Below are 16,939 nucleotides of genomic sequence, written 5' to 3'. Positions count from 1 at the left end.
TCATGAAAGTCCTTCGTTACATTATTTACAAGCGCTTTCTTTGCTTTCGCTCCGATATTCTTGCATAATAAACGAAAATTCAAAGGAGTGGACAAGATGGTGGCAATGGTGTTTACAAATTACCCAGTGAAAGATGTGCAGGCTTCGACCGAATTTTATGAAAAGCTAGGATTTAAGAAGAACGTAGAATTTTCCAACGAGCAGACAAGCTTGATGGTGTGGGATGATACATTTTGGATTATGTTGCTAGAATATGATTTTTATAATCTGTTCTTGAAAAATAAAAAAATTGCGGATACTCAAAGAGAAAGTGGTACGTTAACAGCTTTTTCTGTTGAAAGTCCCGATGTAGTAAAGAAAATCGCGGAAGCAGCGAAAGCCAATGGTGGAGATTATTTCTCAGTTGATATGAATGTTCCAGAAGATCAAATGTTCAGCCTAGAAGTAACCGATATAGATGGAAATCAATTTGAGCCAGTATGGATGAACATGCCTTAAACGGAAAAATCACGGTTAGTGCCGTGATTTTTTTGTAGTTAATGAGCGTCTTGATACCTTTTTTCTCATGTCTTTACTATTCTAGAAGAGATGAATGAAATGATAGTAAAATGAATGATTCTTTAAAAGAGGGAGAAATGAAGACAACTACACAAAAAGATTTCTTTGAAGAGCTCTTTGATCGAGAAACCTTTCATCAACGACGAATGGTCTTACTGCTAAATAAAAAGAATGGGTACTGGGTAACTCGGGAATGGTTAAGTGAGAAGTTAGACTTAAGTAAGCGTGCCACCTTAAGGGTGATAAATAGTTTATCCGAAAAGGTTTATAAGCTTCACTCTCGAGACCAGTCAATTATATGAATTTATATATGGACGAAAAAGTCGAAGCAAAAATAGATCACAACCTTGAACACTTGGTTGATCGTATGCGTTTTTCACCCTTGGCACTGACCATCTCACCAAAAAATGTTTCTAAAGGACGTGCGATTCAAAAAGTAATGGATCGATTTGCCGGATCAGAAGTCGAGACCTATGCGTTTGGTGATAATAACAATGATGTATCAATGTTCCAGGTAGTCGATCATGGAATTGCCATGTGCGATGCGACAGAACAATTGAATGACCACGCGGCCTATGTGGCAAAAACGGAAAATGGCGTGTTGGAAGGGCTAAAACACTTTGATTTGATTAACCCTATTGCGTCATACTTTCAAGACATGGTATGATTTATCGTGAACTGGAAAACTGGAGCTAGGGTTCCGCTCAATCGAGGACTGTGACCGAGGGCTTCATCTTTTACTAGATGTAAAAGGCACCTATTGATATAAAAGATCCGAGGGGAAAGGTTCAGTGTATTTGTGATGCACTGACTTTTCTCTCGGCTTTTTTTGTGTCTGATAGATCAACGGTGTATTTAAAATAAATCAATGCATTTTAGAGAGGATGTTAATTATGGAAAAGCTAGCTTTTTTTGATTTAGACGGAACATTGTGTGCTGGCGGCAGTTTGCAGGTGGAGCAAGAAACGATACAAGCGTTTGACGAGCTAAGAAAGCAAGACGTATTGCCGATTATTGCAACCGGTCGAAGTTTTTATGAGGTGAAGGAATTACTAAAACAATTGCAGGTAGAGCATTTTGTTTTATCAAACGGCTGTTATGTCCGTTTTGCTGGAAAGACGATTCAGGATGCCAGATTTACTCATTCAGAAGTTGAGCGGATTCTTACAATTGCAGAAAAACATCAAGTGTCAGCTGGCTATTTCAATCAGCAGGGATTCGCGGTGACCAGTTTTTCCAAAATTGTAAAGGAACACGTGGCTTATATGGGGATTTCAGAAGTTCCAATATCAGCGAACTTTTATCAAAGCAATCCCGTCAATTTTATGAATCTTTATCTGAATAATGAGCTAGAAAATAGAGTAAACATGGCACTGTCACCTGTGGCAGATACTGTTCGTTTTGCTCCTTTGGCAATCGATGTATTACCAAAAAATGTTTCGAAAGGAACCGCCATCCAAAAACTATTGGAATCCATTGCCGGAACACAAATCGAAACTTATGCGTTTGGTGACCAGAACAACGATCTGAGTATGTTTGAGTTGGTAGATTATGGAATCGCGATGAAAGAGGGTACAGAGGAACTGAAAGATCAAGCTTCCTATGTAGCGAAGACAGAAAATGGCGTGTTAGAGGGATTGAAACATTATGGATTGATTTCATAAAATTATGACTAAAAGTATTACAATATAATGAGACTTAAGGCTGATGCTCACAGTTTAAGATTTCGTTAAGATAAATGTATCAACCAAAGAGAGTAGGAAAGAGTGTGAAAGGGAATAACAAAAATATTATCTATTTGATGTTGGGGCAATTTATTTCAGTGTTTGGCGGTGCGATTTTGCGCTTTGCATTATCGTTGTTTGTTTTAGATGTGACAGGAAGGGCCGATGTGTTTGCGACAGTGTTAGCCATTTCTAGTATTCCAGTCTTGTTCGCGCCGATCGGCGGAGCAATCGCGGATCGGTACGATCGCAAAATGTTAATGGTTTTGATGGATGTGGCAAATGCGATAATTGCAGCATTGCTATTTTGGGTCATTGGAACTTCTGAATCAATTTTAGCAATCGGTTTTTTGATCTTCGTCCTGTCCATTGTAGGAAGTTTTGATACACCAGTAGTTGGAGCAAGTATTCCTTTATTAGTCGAAGAGGACCAATTAGAAAAAATCAACGGCCTGTCTAATGGAATTTTGCAATTATCGAATGTGGTAGCTCCGATCATTGGGGGAATTTTTTATGGGTTAGTTGGTGCGAAAATGTTAGTCGGCAGCAGTATCGTTTTCTTTATTGCCGCAGCAGTAATCGAGAGTTTCTTAAAAATCCCATTCGAAAAAAGGGTCGAAACATCGAAGTCAGTCGTACAAATTTTAACAGCTGATTTGAAAGATGGCTTTAGAGAAGTAAAAAATAACCGAGTTATTTTCAAAACGATCATTATGGCCGCGGCTGTCAATTTTGCTTTAACTTCTTTCTTTATCGTCGGTTTACCAGTGATCCTGCGTATGACGCTTCAGGCGAATGATACAATGTACGGTGTCGGTATGGCGGTTTTCAGCTTATCAAGTATCATCGGTGCAGTTTTTGCGGGACCGTTGACCAAAAACATAAAGTTCAACAATTTTTATCGGGTCTTTACATTATCAGGAATCGCCTTGCTGATTATGAATATTTTATTGAGCGTGACAAGCACAAGCGTGGGGTTTATCGTAGTGATCATAATGGAGATTGTGATTGGGATGATGCTTAGTGCAATCTCAATCTACATGATCACATTGATCCAAAGAATCACACCAAAGAACAATTTGGGAAAAGTGATGGCAACAGTCATCGCCGTTTGTCAATGTGCGGTCCCATTAGGTCAGTTACTGATGGGAATCCTGTTCAAACAAACATCAGCATCCGTTTTTCTTCCGCTGCTATTTATTAGTGCTCTCGTGCTATTGCTCTCGGGTGTATGTTACATGCTATTTAAAGAGACAAAAGACAGCGATATTTATGCAGTGAAGGATCATTAATCCAAAAGCCATGCTAGTATTCATTGCTGGCATGGCTTTTTTGTGTCAAACGTTATTTCAGTAATAATTAAACAGAGAAAATGGATTAGGTTTGCAATTAAAATTAACCACTATAAAGATATTCGTTTTATTTATCACATATCTTGATTTTTTTTAGTTATTTTGGAATAATGTTTAAGAAAGGGTGGATAAAATGAATGTTCAAGAGGAATTTCAAACCTTAGTTGATAATCAAGAGCTGTGTTTTTTAGGTTCTATTACGGAAGAGGGTTACCCAATGATTCGGGCAATGCTGAAGCCGATCAGAATTGAAGAGAATTGTTTATATTTACATTCCAATACTTCATCAAATAAAGTTCAACAGTTTTTAGCGAATCCGAAAGCTTGCTTATATTTTTATGATGCCGAGAAGTATACGGGCATTTCATTGATTGGTGAGATGGATGTGCTGTCTGAAGAAGCTGATAAGCTTGAATTTTGGCAGGATCAATATCGTATTTATTACGAACAAGGGGACGAATTATCTGATTTTTCCGTACTAAAATTTACCTTTGATCAAGGCGAGTTCTACCAGAATTTTCAAGTAACAACGTTTTGAAGAGTACTCTCAAAAGGACCTAAAGATAGTGTAAAAAAATGGACGCAAGTTTCACACTATCTTTAGGTCTTTTTTATGCTTACAGGGTAAATAAAGTGAACAATATTTGCCTGACAAAGGACTTGGGAAACTCAAATTAATCTGAAAAGACATCTGAAATAATAACGGATTCATTTGACAACGAAACTCTATCATTGAACGATATAAAAAAATCAAAAAACAAGCACGTCAGAACAGTAATTGTAACTCAATGCTACCCATTACGAAGTGTTTAACGAGATAGACTTTAAATTATCTAAATGAGCTAATTTCATAATTAACAGTCCTTTCAGAGTAATAAAAAAGTCGACAGTCAGTCGGTTTTTTTGCTGGAAATTACAAGGCTATGATGAAGTTAAATAACAAATTCTCTCTCGACTCAGACTGTAATAATTATAATATGTATGTAGTAAATATAAGCTGTTAATGATTATCTTTATCATTTAGGTGTTTCCATTTTCAATTAGCTTGTCAGAGTGCTAATCTGATTATGAAGATGGATGGAGGCGCAAATAAATGAGTAATACAAAGAAATTTTTATCAACCTTAGCGATTGGGATCATCGCATTAGTTTTGGAATTTGGTTTCCATCAGGATCGTTTAGCATTTTGGTTGGTTGCAATCATAGGCGGAATAATGACGGTCTCTATGTTGATCGGAATGATTGAAACGCTAAGATCAGGAAAATATGGTGTAGATATATTGGCGATTACCGCAATTGTAGCTACATTGTTGGTTGGTGAATATTGGGCGAGCTTGATGGTGTTGATTATGTTGACAGGCGGCGATAGCTTGGAGGACTATGCCAGTCATCAAGCGAGTCGAGAACTGAGATCACTCTTAGATAATTCACCACAGATTGCACATAGAATCGACGGTGAAAAACTAACTGAAGTATCAGTCGAAGAAGTCCAGGTCGGTGATTTGATTTTAGTGAAGCCTGGTGAGTTAGTTCCGGTTGACGGTCGTGTGACGGCAGGAGAATCCTTTGTTGATGAGTCTTCGTTGACAGGTGAATCAAAACCCATTGAAAAGAAAAGCAATGATGAATTGATGTCAGGCTCGATTAATGGTGATGGCGCATTGCGATTTAAAGTAAGAAAGGCCGCAAAGGACAGTCAGTATCAAACATTGGTAAAGCTTGTTAAAGAATCAGAAGCTAAGCCTGCACATTTTGTTCGTTTAGCTGACCGCTACGCCGTGCCGTTTACAATTATCGCGTATTTAATCGGTGGTATTGCATGGTTTGTTTCAAAAGATCCGGTTCGTTTTGCGGAAGTGTTGGTCGTAGCTTCGCCTTGTCCTCTGATCTTAGCAGCCCCTGTGGCTCTTGTTGCGGGGATGAGTCGCTCAAGTCGAAATGGGATCGTTGTGAAGACTGGGACAACAATAGAAAAATTGGCTCGAGCAAAAAGTATTGCTTTCGATAAAACGGGTACCTTAACAGAAGGGAAGTTATCAGTTGAGGAAATTCGGGTTGTTGCTGACGATTTTTCAAAAGAAGAATTGATTACCTATGCTGCTAGCGGCGAACAAGAATCGAGTCATATTTTAGCACGTTCGTTAGTTGCTTACGCGAAAGAGAATAAACTTGACTTGTTCTCTGTAACAAATCTGGAAGAAGTTACCGGACAAGGAATCCAAGCGATGGTTAATGGTAAGAAAATTCGTGTGGGTAAAGCCTCTTTTGCCGGCTCAACGGTTGAATTGGATAGTGAGCAAACAGCCGTTTATGTGTCTTTAGATGCGAAATATATGGGCTATATCACGTTTTCAGATATCGTTCGCAAGGAGTCCGCGGCTACGGTCAAAGCCCTAAATGCGATGGGAATTGAGAAAACCATCATGCTGACTGGAGATCATCAATCCATCGCAAATCAAATCGCTAGCGAAGTAGGGATTTCAGAGGTTCATGCAGAATGTTTACCAGAAGAAAAAATCAACGTTATAAAAGCATTAAATGAAGAGGATCGACCAGGCATCATGGTGGGCGATGGAGTCAATGACGCTCCTGCATTAGCTGTTGCTGATATCGGAATCGCGATGGGGGCTCACGGATCAACCGCCGCAAGTGAAAGTGCCGATGCTGTGATTTTAAAAGACGATTTGAGTCGAGTTTCAGAAGCTGTTCGCTTATCTCAAGATACGATGAGGATTGCGCGTCAATCAGTGTTGATCGGAATTGTGATATGTGTAGTTTTGATGCTGATTGCAAGTACAGGTGTGATTCCAGCTTTATTAGGAGCTGCTTTGCAGGAAGTGATCGATACTGTTTCGATATTATCAGCTTTGAGAGCACGGAAAGATAAGTAAATAGATTGGACATAAAGAAGCCTAGCAAAATTTCCTTTTGGAATCTTGCTAGGCTATTATTAATGGTGTCGATTCCCATGATGTCCGTTCGCTCGTTGCGGTGTGTAATTATGATGGACACGCGGGGCCGCCTGCTGCTGTTGGGCTTGTTGTTGAGCAGCCGCTTGTTGCTGCTGTTGGGCCGCTTGTTGGCGAGCTGCTGCTTCTTGTTGTTGCTGGTGATGCCACTGCTGTTGAACCGCTGCCTCTTGGGCTGCTTGTTGTTGGGCCGGTTGCTGTGCTTGATAATTTGCCGCATTTTGAGTCTGTTCCGCATAATTTGTTTGTTGTGGAGTGGAACTTTGCTGCCCGTATTGATTTCCGGTTCCGTCTTGCGGCTGTGTTCCATAATTAGTCGGTTCAGCCACTGGTGCTGTACTGGTATTTTGTGCATTTTGGCTTTGTTTTTCTTCAAAATTAGGACAATCAGGAACTCTTGGTCCATCAACTCGTCCAGGTCCTGATCCGTCTTGCTTACCATTGCCAGTGTTATTTCTATTACCTGTTCGTTCACCTGTACCATTTTGTGGTCTTGTATTTTTTTGATCTAAACCATTAAGAATCCGATCCTGACGTAAAGGACAATCTTCTCGTGGCACTTTGTAAATATTATTGATCGTGCAATAGCGCAAATTTTGAAGTCCTTGTCCAGTTGTTGCCGCATCTGTTTTCAATGTCGCAAATCCCATCATTCCAACAAAGATTAATGCAATAGAAACGAGCCCTTTTTTATGTTTGACCATGAATGATCTCCTCCTTTTCAATTATAGTATAAGAAGAGATTGTGACAAAAGTATGGCAATTAGAGAGAGGGCAACTGAATTTTTATCATAAACTGATTTTGATCTGCTTCTGCAGCGATTTGTCCCTGGTGGCGCAGGATTACTTGTCTAGCAATTGCTAAACCGAGCCCAGTTCCGGTTGCATAATTTTGCTGTTGTCGATGAAAAGAATCAAATAAATGAGTGGTATCATTTATCGGATCAGCTAGTTTGTTAGAAAGAGAAATATCGACGGCTGAAGTTTTATTTGAAATAACAATTTTGATAATCGAATGCTTAGGGGAGTATCTATTTGCGTTATCTAACAAAATCTTGAAAACCTGTGTAATCCGCATGTAATCGCCATCGATCATTTTGGGTTCGGTAAGCTGATTAACAAGAGTGATTTCCTGATTTTTTTCCTTAAGCGCTATGCGGTAGCTTCTTACAGCATCAGTAATACAATCTAATGGATTAACTAACTCTTTTTGAAGCTGAAACTCAGTTGATTGCAGGCGACTCAGTTCAAGTAAGTCGTTGACTAAGCGTTCTAAGCTTGTACTCTCCTTCAGAAGCTGAGCTAAATAATCCTTTTCTTCAGTTGCATCAATATACCCATCATTGATCGCTTCTAAAGAGCTTTTTATCACCATGACCGGCGTGCGCAGTTCATGAGATATTTGAGAAAGAAAATCTTTTTCTGATTGTTCCTTTTGATCCCGAGCAGATTTTGCTTCTGCTAAACGCTGACTCAGGAGAGTTAGTTGTTCGCCAAGTTCCTGTAGTTCGTCTTTCGTCTGAATCGAAAGAGTTTCACTATAATCCTCGTTGGCTAATTTGTTTGTGTAAGCCCTCATCGATTCAATCGGCTTCACAAATCGTTTGGATAAACGCCAAGCAAGAATACTGGCGACGATCACAGATCCTAACAGACTAAAGAGTAAGATCACATATCCAGCCAATTGGTTTTCATGGATCGCATCGACCTTTGAATGCATCAGGACGATTCCACGAACTGTTCCGTTAGTCATGATCGGTGTCGCGATCGTTAATTCTTGTAATTGAAACAGTCGTCGTTGTTTTGCGACCTGCATTTTCTTTGTTTTGAAAGTAGTATTGACTAAATTTTTTGCCTCAGCCGGCGGCGATGTTTGATTACCTGAATTTTCATGATGATAGGAGATAATGGCGTTCATTTCAGTATCAACTACCCAAACATCTTCTCCAGCGATCTGATTGAGAAAACGTAAGAAAGCTCCATAGCCTCCCATGCCGTTTCCTTCACCATTAGCATTTCCTTGTCCTTGATGTGTATTAAACTGAAAATAACCAGATAACGTTTCACTAATCAATTTGCTGCGATGTGTCATTTCTTCCTGATGCATATCTTCCGTTTGTTTGGCAAACAAGATACCAAAGAAAAAGGCAATCATGATAGCAAAAACTAGTAATAGACCAACAAATTGCTGGATCAGCCGCGTTGTGATTTTCTTCATGCTGGTCCCTCGATTCGATAGCCTTCACCCCAAACAGTTTCAATCTGACAATCCTCAATACCAGCTTTTTTCAATTTCGCTCGTAATCGTTTGATGTGGCTGTCCACAGTACGACTATCGCCATAATAATCATAGCCCCAAACAGCATCCAGTAAATTATCACGAGTAAAAACCTTATTCGGATACTTGGCGAATAAAACAAGCAACTCAAATTCTTTTTTTGTCAGTTTTATTTGTTTATCACCCGCAATCGCTTGACGATTTTCTAAAAGCAACCGCAGAGAACCAAGTGATAACTGCTTCACAGCTGATTCTTTTTCAAAATCAATCCGTCTCATGATAGCCTTAATTCGAGAAAGGACTTCTTTAGGTGAAAAGGGCTTGATGATATAGTCATCAGCACCGACTTCCAAGCCTAAAATCCGATCGGCATCTTCTGTTTTTGCGGTGATCATAATGATTGGCACTGTAGATTTTTCCCGAATCTGCTGGCAGATTTCAAAGCCATTAACATGCGGTAACATGATATCTAACAAAATGAAATCTACTTTGTGCTGATCAAAATAGGGAAGAGCATCTTTTCCGTCATAAGCGACTGCTGTTTCATAACCAGCTTCATTCAAATAGCGCGTCAATACATCAACGATTTGTTCATTATCTTCAATAACTAGAATTTTCATGGGAACCTCCTTACTTAATTAGAAGCTTTGGTCTAACTAAGTATAGCGTAATATAATAGTAGAAAGGAACACTCATTATAAGAACAGCGCATTATTGTGATGTTCTGCTCAAAAAAAATTCAATTGGTTTGACAATCTTGCTGATCATATCCTAGAATGTTTAATTCATTGGATGCTTGATCCGACGATTAAGGTCACTTTTTGATAGGTTGTTTGGTATAACTCCCCACAGGACTGCCTTTAATAATTTACCAACAAAAAATCTGATTCTGTATAAATAGTCTAGCATATTAAAAATAAAGCCGAATAGTTATGAAAAAAAACAATGTAAGCAAAATATGACAGTCATTTGGACTAATTGAGCAATAATTTACAATCTAAATTTTTTGAAAGCGTTTTTCGTTATGATACACTGATTTTGTAAGTTCTATTAATACTATTCTTCGAACAAAAAAAGGGAGGTTAACTTCACGATATCTTTGAACAAAACAGCCTTTTAAGTAAGACGGTATTTTTCTTTTTTAGAAAAACAATTCATTATTAAGAGCGAGGTGTTTAGTATGTTTTCTTTTCGAGAACGGCCAAAAATGATTCAAAAATTAGGGGAGCAAACCTTTGACTTAGTGATCATTGGTGGTGGAATCACTGGAGCTGGCGTAGCACTGCAGGCTGCAGCATCTGGATTATCGGTCGCTTTGCTGGAAATGCAGGATTTTTCTGAGGGGACATCCTCACGGTCAACAAAGCTAGTTCACGGTGGACTCCGCTATCTTAAAACCTTTGATGTTGAGGTAGTAGCCGACACGGTCAGTGAGCGCGCGATTATTCAGGGCATTGCGCCACATATTCCGAAGGCGGATCCAATGATTTTACCGATCTTCGATGAACCAGGTTCAACCTTCAATATGTTTTCTGTTAAGGTCGCGATGGATCTTTATGATCATTTAGCCGGAATTACAGGCGGCAAGTATGCGAACTATATGTTGAGCAAAGAAGAAATTTTGGAGCGTGAGCCTCAGCTAGAGTCAGATGGACTGCTAGGCGGTGGTGTGTATTTGGACTATCGCAATAACGATGCCCGTTTGGTAATCGAAAATATCAAACGAGCGGTTGATGACGGCGCAATTGCTGTCAGTCGAATGAAGGTAGAAGAAATTATTCATGATGAGCAAGGAAAAGTTTCAGGTGTTAAAGCGACCGATCTACTGAATGATGCAATGGTAACTATAGACAGCAGACTGGTAATAAATACAGCAGGTCCGTGGTCAGATTTCGTTAATAAGCTCGACAAAAAAATTGATCATAAACCACATATGCGTCCAACCAAAGGAGTCCACTTAGTCGTTGACGGGGAAAAATTAAAAGTCCCGCAACCAACTTATTTTGATACCGGCGAAAATGATGGTCGCATGATTTTTGTCATTCCAAGAGAGAGCAAAACTTATTTTGGAACGACGGATACAGATTACCAAGGCGACTTCAATCATCCAACAGTGGAACAAGCTGATGTTGATTATTTACTAAAAATCGTAAATCGCAGATATCCTGATGCGAATTTGTCGATCAATGATATAGAAGCTGCTTGGGCAGGTCTGAGACCATTGATTAGCGAAGCAGGCGGCGATTACAATGGTACAAAGAAGGAAAAAATCAGTGACGAGAACTTCGAGAAAATCATCAATGCCGCGAAAGATTATGATGCTGGCAAGCAATCTCGGCCAGAGGTAGAAAAAACTATCACAGATGCGGCGAAGGAAGAACCAAAGGACAACCCTTCAGCCGTTTCCCGCGGCAGTGATTTGACGATTGCTGAAGACGGCCTTTTAATTTTATCTGGCGGAAAGCTGACAGACTATCGTTTGATGGCAACAGGTGCAATGAAGGAAATCATTGGTTTGCTGTCTAATAGTAAGTATAAACTCATCGATTCAGAAAAATACCCAGTTTCTGGTGGCGAGATTAATCCAGCAAGTGTTGATGAAGAGTTGAAAGCCCTTGCGGAAAAAGGTGAAAGTCTAGGTCTAAGTCCTGATGCTGCCAAATTTATTGCGGACCTGTATGGCTCGAATGCGGAAAAAGTATTTGCGTTGAAGGATCAAGGCACTTTTGAAGGCTTGTCCTTGGCTGAATCAATGTCACTACGCTATGCAATGGAAGCAGAGATGACGTTAACCCCGGTGGATTATTTATTACGCCGGACCAATTATATGTTGTTTATCAGCCATCGCTTAATGGAGATCAAAGATGCTGTCGTTGATGCCATGGCCGGCTATTTTGATTGGGATACGAATACAAAAGAAGCGTACCAATCAGAATTAGATAAACAGATTAGTGAAACCCAATTAACGGATTTAAAAAAGCACCAAATATAATATGAAAAGGAGTGGGAACATGGAGTCTTATATCATGTCAATCGATCAAGGAACAACGTCAAGCAGGGCAATCGTTTTCGACAAAGCCGGTAAGGAAGTAAGTTCTTCGCAGAAAGAATTTACGCAGCATTTTCCAAAACCAGGTTGGGTAGAACATGATGCAAATGAGATCTGGAACTCGGTTCAATCAGTTATTGCAGGATCATTAATTGAAGGTGGGTTGAAACCCGATCAAATTGAAGGGATCGGTATTACCAACCAACGTGAAACAACAGTCGTTTGGGATAAGGAAACTGGACAGCCAATTTATCACGCGATTGTCTGGCAATCGAAACAAACAAGTGATATCGCTGATGATTTAAAAGAGGCAGGACATTCAGAAATGATCCAGAAAAAAACTGGACTATTGATTGATTCTTATTTCTCAGCAACAAAAGTGAAATGGATTTTGGATCATGTTGAAGGATCACGTGAACGTGCAAGAAATGGTGAATTACTATTTGGTACGATCGATACTTGGCTCGTTTGGAAATTAACTGGTGGAGAAGTGCATGTTTCAGATTACACCAATGCCAGCCGTACGATGATGTATAACATTTATGACCTAGAATGGGATCAAGAAATTTTAGATCTCTTGGATATTCCAAAAGAAATTCTTCCTGAGGTTAAATCAAACTCTGAAATCTATGGCTATACTGCTGACTACCATTTCTATGGAAACAAGGTTCCAATTGCAGGTATGGCGGGAGACCAACAGGCTGCGCTAGTTGGACAGTTGGCTTTTGACAAAGGAATGGTCAAGAATACCTACGGAACAGGAGCCTTCATCGTTATGAATACTGGTGAAGAGCCGATCCTTTCCGAAAACGGTTTATTGACTACCATCGGCTATGGTATTGACGGAAAAGTGACCTATGCCTTGGAAGGTAGTGTGTTCGTTGCCGGCTCTGCGATCCAATGGCTACGCGACGGTCTAAGAATGTTCACAAAAGCGCCGCAATCAGAAGACTATGCAAAACGCGTAGATAGCAGTGAAAATGTCTATGTTGTGCCAGCCTTCACTGGACTTGGTGCACCATACTGGGATCAACAAGCACGTGGGGCAATCTTCGGATTAACTCGTGGAACGACGAAAGAACACTTCATTCGTGCAACCCTTGAATCATTAGCTTATCAAACAGCCGATGTTGTAAAAACAATGAACAAGGATTCTGGTACCGACATCAAACTATTAAGAGTAGATGGCGGAGCTTCGAAAAATGATCTATTGCTTCAATTCCAAGCAGATATCCTACAAACACCGGTAGAACGGGCACCATATCTTGAAACAACAGCTCTCGGTGTAGCCTATCTGGCAGGATTAGCTGTTGGTTATTGGAAGGATGTCGATGAAATTAAGAAATTTGCTTCCGACGGTCAACGTTATGAGCCAGTGATGGATCAAGAAGTGACTGATGATCTTTACGCTGGCTGGCAAGAAGCAGTTCAAGCAACGATGCAATATAAACATCAACCTAAAGAAAAATAAGTGAATAAGTCAGCTGCACATGGCAACTAAATTTTTATGAGAGAAAAAATTTACTGTGCGGCTGATATAGTAACAAAAATTAAAGGGGATGAGTTTATGGACACGAGTATGTCAACGCAGGTAATTGGTGAAATTATTGGAACGATGGTCTTAGTATTATTGGGTGATGGTGTCGTAGCTGGTGTGAGCTTGCGAAAAACGAAGGCTGAAGGAGCTGGCTGGATAGCGATCACCCTAGGTTGGGGCGCTGCGGTTACAATCGGTGCTTATGCTGCAGGCTACATGTCATTTGCACATTTGAATCCTGCAGTAACGATCGGCATGGCGATCGCCGGAAAAATTGGCTGGGATATGGTCGTCCCTTATATTATCGGACAAATGATCGGTGCAATTATCGGTGCGGTTCTAGTATACATTCATTATTATCCGCATTGGAAAGAAACCAAAGATCAGGCGACGATCTTAGGGGTATTCTCAACAGGACCTGCGATCCGCAGCTTGGGTGCCAATCTAATCAGTGAAATCATTGGAACCTTCATGTTGGTGTTTGCTTTATTAGCCTTTGGCATGAGCAAATTCGGTGATGGCTTAAATCCAATCGCTGTCGGTATTTTGATTTTAGTTATCGGACTATCACTTGGTGGAACCACAGGTTATGCCATCAATCCTGCTCGAGACCTTGGTCCGAGGATCGCACATGCGTTTCTGCCGATCCCAAATAAAGGCGGATCAGATTGGGGCTATTCTTGGGTGCCAGTAGTTGGTCCAATCATCGGTGCTATTTTAGCGGCATTGTTATTTATGGCTTTACCAATGTAAATCTTTTGGGGTGATAGAATCTTTCTATTACCCTAATGTGCTTAGTATAGGAAGAAATTTGGAGAAAGGGACGAAGAATATAAAAACCGAACGACTAATAATTAGAAAATTTGTGCCGAATGATTGGCCAGATCTGTTGGAGTATCTTTCAGATGCCCGTGTTGTAAAATATGAACCTTATGAGCCGATCAATCAGCAGCAAAGCAAGGAAATCGCTCTAAGCCATAGTGAATCCGACGAATTTTGGGCAGTATGTCTTAAAGATAAAGTGATAGGCAACATCTATCTTGAGGAAGTAGTAGAAGATAGCTGGGAAATAGGTTTTGTCTTTCATTATGACTATCAGCATCAAGGCTATGCCTACGAGGCAGCTTCAATGATGATCGATCAAGTTTTCGCACAAGGAGCACACCGGATATTCGCGGAATGTCATCCACAAAATGATGCTTCTTGGAAATTATTAGAAAGACTAGGGTTTACTAAAGAGGGGCATTTTAGGAAAAATATTTTTTTTAATAAGACAGATGATGGTGTCCCACTTTGGCAGGACACACTTGTTTATGGCTTACTAAAAGAAGATCGAATGTAAGATTATAAAGGATACAGTTACCTTAACTTATAAGGAGGAGGAGCAAGTGAAAAAAATTATCAATGATCCAAAGAATGTCGTGGAAGAAATGGTCGGTGGATTAGTTGGCGCTTACCCTGATTACGTGAAACAGGTACCAGAAACATTAGTGGTTGCTCGTAGCGATGATTTTGATACTGTTGCCCTAGTCAGCGGCGGCGGCAGTGGGCACGAACCTTCTCATGCCGGCTTTGTCGGTGATGGTATGCTTAGCGCAGCTGTTTGCGGACAAGTCTTCACTTCACCAACACCAGACCAAATTCATGAAGCAATCAAAGCAACTGACAAAGGTAAAGGAACGTTGATGGTTGTTAAGAACTACTCGGGAGACGTCATGAATTTTGACATGGCAAAGGACTTAGCGGAAATGGATGATATCGAAGTTGATTCTGTTTTAGTTGATGACGATATAGCGGTGGAGGACAGCACCTATACACAAGGACGTCGCGGCGTTGCTGGAACTGTTTTGGTTCATAAAATCTTAGGTGCAATGGCTCGCGAAGGAAAATCTGTTTCAGAGTTAGCCAGTTATGGGAAAGATTTAGTCAAAGATATCAAAACAGTTGGTATCGCTCTTTCTGGTGCAACAGTTCCTGAAGTTGGCAAACCTGGCTTTGTGCTAGCAGATGATGAGATGGAATTTGGTGTTGGAATTCATGGTGAACCTGGCTATCGCCGTGAAGCAATTAAGCCGTCTTATGACATTGCCAAAGAAATCATCGGCAAGTTAAAGGCAGAGTTCAATTGGCAAGCAGGAGATAAATATGGCTTATTTGTAAATGGAATGGGAGCGACTCCGTTGATGGAGTTATTCATTATGTTCAATGATGCGAAGACTATCCTTTCAGAAGATGGTATCGAACTTACCTTCAACAAAGTCGGCAACTACATGACTTCGCTTGAAATGGCCGGTGCCTCAATTACAATGATCAAGTTAGATGACGAACGTTTACGCTTATTGAATGAACCTGTGCATACAATCGCTTGGTAATTTTAAGCTTACTAACGGATTCAAGCTGGTAAATTTCAATAATCGCAAGCTGAACAAAAGAGTATTCAAGGAGGTCCATTATGTTTACACCAGATAATTTGCGAAAAACCTTAGAATTATTCAATGAAAAGATTCAAATCAAGAAAGACTATTTAAGCGAGCTGGATACGCCGATCGGAGATGGTGACCATGGAAATAATATGGCCCGAGGCATGGATGCGGTGATGGCAGCAGATTTGGATGGAGAACTTCCAGATATCTTCAAAGCGACAGCGATGGCGCTGATCAGCAAAGTTGGTGGAGCATCAGGTCCTCTCTATGGGACAGCTATGATGGAAATGATGAAAGCCAGCAAAGATTCCGCTGAACCAGAAATCTTGCTGAAGGCAGCAATCGCCGGTATCATGAAACGCGGTAATTCGACGGTTGGCGAAAAAACAATGTTAGATTTATGGGTGCCAGCAGTAGATAATTTAAATAACGGTACTTTAAATCCAGCAACATTGGAAATACTCGTTGAACAAACGAAAAATATCAAAGCAACAAAAGGCCGTGCTTCCTATGTTGGTGATCGTTCAATCGGTCATATCGATCCTGGTGCGATGTCATCGGCCTATCTTTTTGAATCAATGATCGAGGCAGGTGTCTTCAGTGAGTAGAGGTGTTGTGTTAGTTTCTCATACAAAAGAAATACCAGAAGGCTTGAAACGCTTGATCAGTGAAGTCGCCAAAGATGTTCCGGTTACAACTGCTGGAGGCTTAGAAGATGGCGGTATTGGTACATCAATGGATCGAATCTCACAAGCGATCGAGGAAAACTCAGCCGATGAATTGTTAGCCTTTTATGATCTTGGCAGCGCGAAAATGAATCTGGAAATGGCTATTGAAATGACAGATAAGAAGGTTACTTTATTCGATACTGCGATGGTCGAAAGTGCCTATACTGCCTGTGCCTTACTGGCGGCGGACGTTGGAGAAGAGGATATTGAAAAACAACTAGCGACATTAAAAGTAAAATAAGTGAAGAAATTTTTGAGAAGTCAGCGAAAACTGGCTTCTCTTTTTTATTTAAAATAATAACAAAATGAAATTTTTTCTATT

The 16,939-nt window shown here is 40.3% G+C and carries 16 protein-coding genes; 13 read left to right on the top strand and 3 right to left on the bottom strand.

Going from position 1 to position 16,939, the window contains the following annotated elements:
• The first annotated feature begins 96 nt into the window (after positions 1-96).
• The 6 genes from AC4J95_RS19870 (at position 97) to AC4J95_RS19845 (ending at position 6,524) form a co-directional block, all read left to right on the top strand.
• A complete protein-coding gene (locus tag AC4J95_RS19870) occupies positions 97-498 on the top strand; it encodes a VOC family protein (RefSeq protein ID WP_494551349.1) in 402 nt (133 codons plus the stop codon).
• Positions 499-856: 358 nt separating this feature from the next.
• Positions 857-1,225 carry an HAD family hydrolase gene (locus tag AC4J95_RS19865; protein ID WP_494551348.1) on the top strand — a complete coding sequence of 123 codons (369 nt, stop codon included), beginning with the start codon at positions 857-859 and terminating at the stop codon, positions 1,223-1,225.
• Positions 1,226-1,451: 226 nt separating this feature from the next.
• Entirely contained in the window at positions 1,452-2,222 is a 771-nt protein-coding gene (locus tag AC4J95_RS19860) for a Cof-type HAD-IIB family hydrolase (protein WP_494551347.1), read from the top strand.
• 104 nt (positions 2,223-2,326) lie between these two features.
• Positions 2,327-3,574 carry an MFS transporter gene (locus tag AC4J95_RS19855; RefSeq protein ID WP_494551346.1) on the top strand — a complete coding sequence of 416 codons (1,248 nt, stop codon included), beginning with the start codon at positions 2,327-2,329 and terminating at the stop codon, positions 3,572-3,574.
• A 193-nt stretch (positions 3,575-3,767) separates the two neighbouring features.
• Positions 3,768-4,172, top strand: coding sequence for a pyridoxamine 5'-phosphate oxidase family protein (locus AC4J95_RS19850; RefSeq protein WP_494551345.1), 405 nt, complete (start codon positions 3,768-3,770; stop codon positions 4,170-4,172).
• Between the two features lie 555 nt (positions 4,173-4,727).
• A complete protein-coding gene (locus AC4J95_RS19845) occupies positions 4,728-6,524 on the top strand; it encodes a heavy metal translocating P-type ATPase (protein ID WP_494551344.1) in 1,797 nt (598 codons plus the stop codon).
• Positions 6,525-6,583: 59 nt separating this feature from the next.
• Here AC4J95_RS19845 and AC4J95_RS19840 read toward each other — a convergent pair whose 3' ends face one another.
• From AC4J95_RS19840 to AC4J95_RS19830, 3 genes are read right to left on the bottom strand one after another with little or no spacing between them, the layout of a single operon-like run.
• A complete protein-coding gene (locus tag AC4J95_RS19840) occupies positions 6,584-7,306 on the bottom strand; it encodes a hypothetical protein (protein WP_494551343.1) in 723 nt (240 codons plus the stop codon).
• Between the two features lie 59 nt (positions 7,307-7,365).
• A complete protein-coding gene (locus AC4J95_RS19835; protein WP_494551342.1) occupies positions 7,366-8,820 on the bottom strand; it encodes a sensor histidine kinase in 1,455 nt (484 codons plus the stop codon).
• Positions 8,817-9,500: a response regulator transcription factor gene (locus AC4J95_RS19830; protein WP_494551341.1), complete on the bottom strand. Its 684-nt coding sequence runs from the start codon at positions 9,498-9,500 to the stop codon at positions 8,817-8,819. The genes AC4J95_RS19835 and AC4J95_RS19830 overlap by 4 nt, the downstream gene beginning before the upstream one ends.
• Positions 9,501-10,060: 560 nt before the next feature.
• Between AC4J95_RS19830 and glpO the strand changes: the two genes are divergently transcribed.
• The 7 genes from glpO to dhaM all read left to right on the top strand — a co-directional run bounded on the left by glpO (position 10,061) and on the right by dhaM (position 16,858).
• Entirely contained in the window at positions 10,061-11,872 is a 1,812-nt protein-coding gene (gene glpO / locus AC4J95_RS19825; protein ID WP_494551340.1) for a type 1 glycerol-3-phosphate oxidase, read from the top strand.
• A 19-nt stretch (positions 11,873-11,891) separates the two neighbouring features.
• Positions 11,892-13,400, top strand: a complete 1,509-nt coding sequence (gene glpK, locus AC4J95_RS19820; RefSeq protein ID WP_494551339.1) for a glycerol kinase GlpK — start codon at positions 11,892-11,894, stop codon at positions 13,398-13,400.
• A gap of 96 nt (positions 13,401-13,496) precedes the next feature.
• Positions 13,497-14,219 (top strand): MIP/aquaporin family protein, encoded by a 723-nt coding sequence (locus tag AC4J95_RS19815; RefSeq protein WP_494551338.1) that lies wholly within the window; start codon positions 13,497-13,499, stop codon positions 14,217-14,219.
• A gap of 58 nt (positions 14,220-14,277) precedes the next feature.
• Complete coding sequence (locus AC4J95_RS19810; protein WP_494551337.1) at positions 14,278-14,808, top strand: GNAT family N-acetyltransferase; 531 nt, start codon at positions 14,278-14,280, stop codon at positions 14,806-14,808.
• 46 nt (positions 14,809-14,854) lie between these two features.
• Positions 14,855-15,838 (top strand): dihydroxyacetone kinase subunit DhaK, encoded by a 984-nt coding sequence (gene dhaK / locus AC4J95_RS19805; RefSeq protein WP_494551336.1) that lies wholly within the window; start codon positions 14,855-14,857, stop codon positions 15,836-15,838.
• An 80-nt stretch (positions 15,839-15,918) separates the two neighbouring features.
• Entirely contained in the window at positions 15,919-16,497 is a 579-nt protein-coding gene (gene dhaL / locus AC4J95_RS19800) for a dihydroxyacetone kinase subunit DhaL (protein ID WP_316401424.1), read from the top strand.
• Complete coding sequence (gene dhaM / locus AC4J95_RS19795; RefSeq protein ID WP_494551335.1) at positions 16,490-16,858, top strand: dihydroxyacetone kinase phosphoryl donor subunit DhaM; 369 nt, start codon at positions 16,490-16,492, stop codon at positions 16,856-16,858. Before dhaL ends, dhaM begins: the two co-directional genes overlap by 8 nt.
• Positions 16,859-16,939 lie beyond the last annotated feature (81 nt).

This window comes from Enterococcus sp. GPZ-007 (assembly GCF_059374735.1).
This window is presented reverse-complemented; position numbering and strand designations above follow the sequence as displayed.

Coding starts and splice junctions, on each gene's coding strand:
- dhaL (WP_316401424.1), top strand. CDS start 15,919: ATGTTTACACCAGATAATTTGCGAAAAACCTTAGAATTATTCAATGAA.
- AC4J95_RS19860 (WP_494551347.1), top strand. CDS start 1,452: ATGGAAAAGCTAGCTTTTTTTGATTTAGACGGAACATTGTGTGCTGGC.
- AC4J95_RS19835 (WP_494551342.1), bottom strand. CDS start 8,820: ATGAAGAAAATCACAACGCGGCTGATCCAGCAATTTGTTGGTCTATTA.
- AC4J95_RS19870 (WP_494551349.1), top strand. CDS start 97: ATGGTGGCAATGGTGTTTACAAATTACCCAGTGAAAGATGTGCAGGCT.
- AC4J95_RS19865 (WP_494551348.1), top strand. CDS start 857: ATGAATTTATATATGGACGAAAAAGTCGAAGCAAAAATAGATCACAAC.
- AC4J95_RS19830 (WP_494551341.1), bottom strand. CDS start 9,500: ATGAAAATTCTAGTTATTGAAGATAATGAACAAATCGTTGATGTATTG.
- glpK (WP_494551339.1), top strand. CDS start 11,892: ATGGAGTCTTATATCATGTCAATCGATCAAGGAACAACGTCAAGCAGG.
- AC4J95_RS19845 (WP_494551344.1), top strand. CDS start 4,728: ATGAGTAATACAAAGAAATTTTTATCAACCTTAGCGATTGGGATCATC.
- glpO (WP_494551340.1), top strand. CDS start 10,061: ATGTTTTCTTTTCGAGAACGGCCAAAAATGATTCAAAAATTAGGGGAG.
- AC4J95_RS19815 (WP_494551338.1), top strand. CDS start 13,497: ATGGACACGAGTATGTCAACGCAGGTAATTGGTGAAATTATTGGAACG.
- AC4J95_RS19840 (WP_494551343.1), bottom strand. CDS start 7,306: ATGGTCAAACATAAAAAAGGGCTCGTTTCTATTGCATTAATCTTTGTT.
- AC4J95_RS19850 (WP_494551345.1), top strand. CDS start 3,768: ATGAATGTTCAAGAGGAATTTCAAACCTTAGTTGATAATCAAGAGCTG.